Source organism: Streptomyces sp. (assembly GCF_035644915.1).
Classification (GTDB): Bacteria; Actinomycetota; Actinomycetes; order Streptomycetales; family Streptomycetaceae; genus Streptomyces.
In genome coordinates this window covers 1-4685 of record NZ_DASQNP010000214.1, presented here as the reverse complement: position 1 = coordinate 4685, position 4685 = coordinate 1, and the positions used below count along the sequence as shown (strand labels likewise).

Annotated in this window: 8 protein-coding genes; 5 read left to right on the top strand and 3 right to left on the bottom strand. The window is 72.8% G+C overall.

What is annotated here, in order from left to right:
• Together VE546_RS23675 and VE546_RS23670 are read left to right on the top strand one after the other, a co-directional pair.
• Positions 1-569, top strand: a 569-nt coding sequence (locus VE546_RS23675) for an Hsp70 family protein (protein ID WP_324925658.1), incomplete at its 5' end; no start/stop codon positions are given.
• Between the two features lie 40 nt (positions 570-609).
• A complete protein-coding gene (locus tag VE546_RS23670; protein ID WP_324925656.1) occupies positions 610-846 on the top strand; it encodes a hypothetical protein in 237 nt (78 codons plus the stop codon).
• Positions 847-930: 84 nt separating this feature from the next.
• Here VE546_RS23670 and VE546_RS23665 read toward each other — a convergent pair whose 3' ends face one another.
• Entirely contained in the window at positions 931-1143 is a 213-nt protein-coding gene (locus VE546_RS23665; RefSeq protein WP_324925654.1) for a hypothetical protein, read from the bottom strand.
• A 222-nt stretch (positions 1144-1365) separates the two neighbouring features.
• Between VE546_RS23665 and VE546_RS23660 the strand changes: the two genes are divergently transcribed.
• From VE546_RS23660 to VE546_RS23650, 3 genes are all read left to right on the top strand, one after another.
• A complete protein-coding gene (locus VE546_RS23660) occupies positions 1366-1788 on the top strand; it encodes an Hsp20/alpha crystallin family protein (protein WP_324925652.1) in 423 nt (140 codons plus the stop codon).
• A gap of 218 nt (positions 1789-2006) precedes the next feature.
• Positions 2007-2399 carry a DUF2267 domain-containing protein gene (locus tag VE546_RS23655; RefSeq protein WP_324925650.1) on the top strand — a complete coding sequence of 131 codons (393 nt, stop codon included), beginning with the start codon at positions 2007-2009 and terminating at the stop codon, positions 2397-2399.
• A 210-nt stretch (positions 2400-2609) separates the two neighbouring features.
• Positions 2610-3140: a hypothetical protein gene (locus VE546_RS23650; RefSeq protein WP_324925648.1), complete on the top strand. Its 531-nt coding sequence runs from the start codon at positions 2610-2612 to the stop codon at positions 3138-3140.
• 449 nt (positions 3141-3589) lie between these two features.
• On the opposite strand, the gene VE546_RS23645 is transcribed toward VE546_RS23650, so the two are convergent.
• Both VE546_RS23645 and VE546_RS23640 read right to left on the bottom strand, forming a co-directional pair.
• Complete coding sequence (locus tag VE546_RS23645) at positions 3590-3790, bottom strand: DUF397 domain-containing protein (RefSeq protein ID WP_324925646.1); 201 nt, start codon at positions 3788-3790, stop codon at positions 3590-3592.
• A complete protein-coding gene (locus tag VE546_RS23640; RefSeq protein WP_324925644.1) occupies positions 3783-4646 on the bottom strand; it encodes a helix-turn-helix transcriptional regulator in 864 nt (287 codons plus the stop codon). The genes VE546_RS23645 and VE546_RS23640 overlap by 8 nt, the downstream gene beginning before the upstream one ends.
• Positions 4647-4685: the final 39 nt, after the last annotated feature.

Genomic DNA, 4685 nt, shown 5'->3' with positions numbered 1-4685 from the left:
TCGACATCGACGCCAACGGCATCATGCACGTCTCCGCCAAGGACCTCGGCACCGGCAAGGAGCAGCGGATGACCGTCACCGGCGGCTCGGCGCTCCCCAAGGACGACATCGAGCGCATGATGCGCGAGGCCGAGCAGCATGCCGAGGAGGACCGGCGCAGGAGGGAGGCCGCCGAGACGCGCAACCAGGCCGAGCAGCTCGTCTACACCACCGAGAAGTTCCTCAAGGACAACGAGGACAAGGTGCCCGGTGATGTGAAGTCCGAGGTCGAGGCCGCGGTGGCCGACCTGAAGGAGAAGCTGAAGGGCGGGGCCGCCGGCGACAACACCGCCGCCATCCGCGAGGCGTCCGAGAAGGTCGCCTCCACCAGCCAGAAGCTCGGCCAGGCGCTGTACGCCGACGCCCAGGGCCGGCAGGCCGCGGGCGCCCCGGGGGGCGGGGGCGCCGGTGCGACGTCCGGCACGTCCGGCACGTCCGGCACGGGCGCGGAGGAGGAGGTCGTGGACGCGGAGATCGTCGACGAGGACAAGGACAAGGACAAGGGCAAGGGCAAGGGGGAGGCTGCGTGAGCGCGGCCGCCCGGCCGCGACGGCGGACGAGGTCGAGGCCATGTCCGTGATGATCGAGTTCACCGACCGCAGCCGCAGCCGTCTGACCTGGGAGGACACCAAGACGGTGGACGGGGACGAGCTGCTGTTCGGCTACGAGGTGCGCGAGGGCGGCTCGCTGGCGGTCCTCTGCCGGGCGACCAGGGGTACGTCCGCCCCGCCGGACCTCAGGATGGTGGCGCTCTACGGCCCCGCCGCCTGGTTCAGCGTCGAGGGCACGGGCGTGGACGGCCTCTGACGGCGGCGGCGCACCGCGAGCGGACGCGTCACGCGAACGGGCCCGCCGGGAGTGGCTCCCGGCGGGCCCGCGGCGGCCCGGCCGTCATGCGGCGATGTGCCAGTCCTTCCTGGACGGCGGTGCGGTGGGTCGTTCCTGGTGGGGGCGGGCGGCGACCACGGTCCGCAGGTGGTGGTAGCGCTCCTGTTCCACCCACAGGTCGCGGCTGCCCGGAGGCCGGAAGAGAACGTTCCAGATGCCGGTCCCCACCGCGAAGGCGACGGGAACGGCGAGCACTCCCAGCAGTGTGCTGAGCACGACGGTGTCCCTCCCCGGTGAAGATCCTTGAACCTCCACGCCGGGACCGCGCACGGCCCCGGTCGGCACACGTCCGGCGCCACGGCGATCAGCATGCCGATACGGTCATGGCGCCGACTACAGGAAACAAAATTGAGCGTAGGTGCGTCAAGTTCGGTGCGCGAGGTACCATGAGAAGTGTCGGATCGGTCATATGCCGCAGAACCGACGGAGGTGGTCGTGATGCTGTTGCGTACCGATCCCTTCCAGGAGCTGGACCGCCTGACGCAGCGGCTGCTCGGCATGGCGACGGGCCCCACGGGGGTGCCGATGGACGCCTGGCGCGAGGGTGACGCCTTCTGGGTGCGCTTCGACCTGCCGGGCGTGAACCCCGACACCATCGACCTCAGCGTCGAGCGCGACGTCCTGACGCTGCGCGCCGAGCGCACCGCCGGCATCGGGGAGAACGCCGAGGTCCTGGTGAACGAGCGGCCCACCGGCGTCCTCGCCCGGCAGCTCTTCCTCGGACAGGCGCTGGACACCGAGCACATCGACGCCGACTACGACGCCGGCGTGCTGACCCTGCGGATCCCGGTCGCCGAACAGGCCAAGCCCCGCAAGATCCCCCTCGGCGGTGCGAGGGGACACCGGCAGATCGAGCAGTGACCCGGCGCGGTGCACCGCCCCGCTCCTCGCCCCTCGCCCTGCGGCGCCCGCCGCAGGGCGTTCCCGTACGCCGGTTCCCGCAAGCGCTCCCGGCGCGGGCGACGGCCCGGCGCGATCCCCCGGACGGGCTTGTCGGACGAGGTGATTGCGCGGACCGTCCGGGAACCCGGAAGGGCCGTGCCGAGGAAGCACCACCAGTCGGGAAGGAGAGACCGCCGATGAGGTACGACGAGTTCCTCGCCCGGGTCCGCGACCTCGGGGAGTACGCGGACCACGACGAGGCCGAGCACATCACCAGGGCCGTGCTGGAGGTGTTCGCCCCCCGGATCACCGCCGGGGAGGTCGAGGACCTGGCCGCACAGCTCCCGGGCCCCCTGGGCGACGTCCTCCGGGACAACCGGGCGGGCCGGCCCGAGACGTTCGGCCTGGAGGAGTTCTACCGCCGGGTGGCCGAGCGCACCGGCGCCCGGCCCAGGACCGCGGAGTGGGACGCCAGCGCCGTGCTGTCCACCGTGGCCGAGGCGATCTCCGGCGGTGAGCTCAACCAGGTGCTGAGCCAGTTGCCCTCCGGCTACGCGGTCCTGTTCGGCAAGCCGGAACTGAGCGGCTGACCCGCCGGGGCGGTGGCCGGGCCGCCGCCCCGGCGCCGCCCCCGCCGGGGTCGCACGGGAGCCCCGCCGAGCGGAAAGCCGCACGGCGGGGCTCCCGGCGCGCCCGGCACGGCGCACGCCGCGGACAGCGCCGCACCGCACCCGCACAACACCCATGTCGCTCTGCGTGACGCCTTGCCACTCTGTGTGATCGAGGTCATCGTGGGAGGCGTGACGAACGACTCCGGCCCCCGCCCGGGCCCCCTCCGACTCACCGTGCCCGCACGGCACTTCGTCCTGCGGACCGCGCGGCCGGCCGGACGGGAGCCGGCGCACGGCTACCGCGTCGACGTCACCGCCGAGGGACCGGTGAACGGCGCCACGGTCGCCGTCTCGCTCGGCAGCCGCACGGCCCCCTCCCGCTGGCTCGCGCTCCGCTGGCTGCGGGAACAGGCCCTCCGCATCGCCGACGGGCTCGACCCCGACCCCGCGGCGCACTGGGCCGCCGGGCGGGTGCTCGACCCCGTACCGGCCCGGCTCGCCGACGCGCCGACCGAGCTGCGGCGGTGGTGCGAGGACGAGGAGCGGCAGCGGGCCGCGGCCGACCGGCTCGCCGAGGGTCTGCCGTTCCTCCTCACCGCCGCCGACCACACCGGCCGTTACGCGCTGTGCGCGCGGCCCCACCGGCTCCCGCCCTGGTCATCCGAGCCCCACAGCGTCCCGGTGCAACGCCGGGCGGGCTCGTTCACCCACCCCCGGTGACCAGGGCGGGCCCACCACCGCGGCCGGCGATGTAGACCAGAGCATCCGGTACGGGACCGCCGTCCGCGTCGTGCAGCGTGCACACCGCCGCCCACGACGCGCACAACGGACCTGTGTCCGCGCGCCACTGCTTGCCGCGCCGCGCGTCCGGCGTCACCGTGGAGGGCGTGGCGCACGAACCCGCCGCACCGGGCCCGCGCGGCGGCTCCCGCCCGCGCACGGTCGGCGGTTCCGCCAAGGCCCACCAGCTCCCGCCCCGGTCACAGAGCCCGCCCCGACCCGGCCATCCCCCGCCGGGCGGCGGGCTCGCCCTCCCACTCCCTCCGTGACCGGGGCGGGCCCACCGGGGAACCCGGACGGCGGACGTGATGACGACGGGGGAGTGGCCCGCGAACGCACGAAGGGCCCGGTCGCGCGGCTCGCGCGGCCGGACCCTCGTCGTGGCCGGGTCAGGCGGAGTGCTCGGCGGCGAGACCGGTGAACGCCGCCCACGCCCCGGGCGAGACGGTCAGCACCGGTCCGGAGAGGTTCTTCGAGTCCCGGACGTGGACGGTTCCGGGGGTGGACGCGACCTCGACGCACTCGCCGCCCTCACCGCTGCTGTAGCTGCTCTTGAACCACGCGGACTCCGGCACGGTCGACTCAGGCATCTGATCGGTCATCTCGGTCTCCCAGGAGTTTCTCGATGAAGGCCAGCGATTCGCGTGGAGTCAGCGCCTGTGCCCGGAGGAGTCCGTACTGCTCCTCGATCTCCCGGACCGTCGTACGTTCGGTGTGCAGGCGGCTGTCCCGCTGCACCTCAACGTACGCGATCCTCCGCCCGTCCCGGGTCTCGATCAGGGTGAACGGGCCCGCCAGACCGCAGTGTTCCTCACAACCGATGGGCATGACCTGGATCTCGACATTGCGTCGATGTCCGTGCAGCAGCAGTTGTTCGAGCTGGCCTCGCAGCACCGACCGCCCACCGATGGGGCGTCGCAGCACCGATTCGTCGATCACGAAGCTGAGCGTCGGCATCGGTTCGCGGGAGAGGATTTCCTGCCGTGCCATTCGGGCCAGGACACGTTGAGCAACCGTGTCCTCGCTCAGCAGCGGGCGGCGCATCGCGAACACCGCCCGTGCATACTCCTCCGTCTGCAGCAGTCCCGGGATCGCGAGGGTCGCGTACACGTGGACTTCGATCGCCTCCGCCTCCAGCCGTGCCGCGTCGCGGAAGAACGGTGGGTACTGGGCTCGCGCGACCTCCTCCTTCATCGCCTTCAACACCCCGCCCGCGTCGAGGACTTCGTCGGCCTTGTCGATGAACTTCGGTGGCGGGATGCGCCTGCCCTGTTCGAAGGCGGCGACGGTCGAGGGTGCATAGCCGGTGCGCGAACCCAGGTCGGGACGTTCCAGCCCGGCGCGGATGCGCAGCAGCTTCAACTGCCGTCCGAACGCCGCGACCAGGCTGGTGCCCGGTTCGTCCGGACGCTGTCCGTCGGCGGTGTCGTGGATGCCGTCCTGCATGCTTCGTTCCCCTGCCCCATGGGTGGCCCTTTCCCGGAA